The sequence below is a fragment of the Flavobacterium sp. RHBU_24 genome (assembly GCF_046613695.1).
Lineage (GTDB): Bacteria > Bacteroidota > Bacteroidia > Flavobacteriales > Flavobacteriaceae > Flavobacterium.
This window is the reverse complement of record NZ_JBKJHD010000053.1, coordinates 1-572: the sequence shown is the minus strand read 5'-3', so window position 1 is coordinate 572 and position 572 is coordinate 1. Positions and strand designations below refer to the sequence as shown.

The 572-nt window shown below is 55.1% G+C and carries 1 protein-coding gene; it reads right to left on the bottom strand.

The features are described from left to right. Positions 1-572 (bottom strand): hypothetical protein (locus ACLI09_RS18030; RefSeq protein ID WP_411421036.1); only part of this gene is annotated, 572 nt, incomplete at both ends.

The window sequence follows — 572 nt, the reverse complement described above, 5'->3', positions numbered from 1 at the left end:
ACGTAGATGTCAAAATAACCGCCCGGCATGTTGGTAAACACATTCGAGTTCTGCCATGGGCCTACCGGCTCGGTGCCTTCCGGAACGATGCTGTACTGGTACTCCCCATTACCCTCTACCAGTACCGTGATGGTCTGGTTATCGCCAAAGGCATTGCTTACCACATAGCCCGTGCTGCCTATGATTTGGGCCTGCCCGCTTTGGATTACATTAAACGCGGCCGAGGGCTGCGATTCGCACAGGCTTGCCGTGGTGCTCGTGGCTACTACCGTATAGTCGCCCGGGGCTTCTGCTATAAAGTAGCTTTGGGTGTTGTCCGGCGTGGTTACTTCAACGCCGTCCAGGAACCATTCAAAGGTATAGTCCGTCTCTGATAGCCCGGTCTCCAGCCTCAGGCTGCGCTCCACAGTGCCGTCAAAGTCGACACATATCGTGTGGTCGTCGCCATCGGTTGAGATTACAGGCTCGGCCAGCAGCTCTACCGCGATGTTAAAGCTGGTTACATCATGGCAGCCGCTTACCGTGGTAAGGTTGGTGATGCGTACCCAGATGGTTTGCGGGTTACTTTCGTT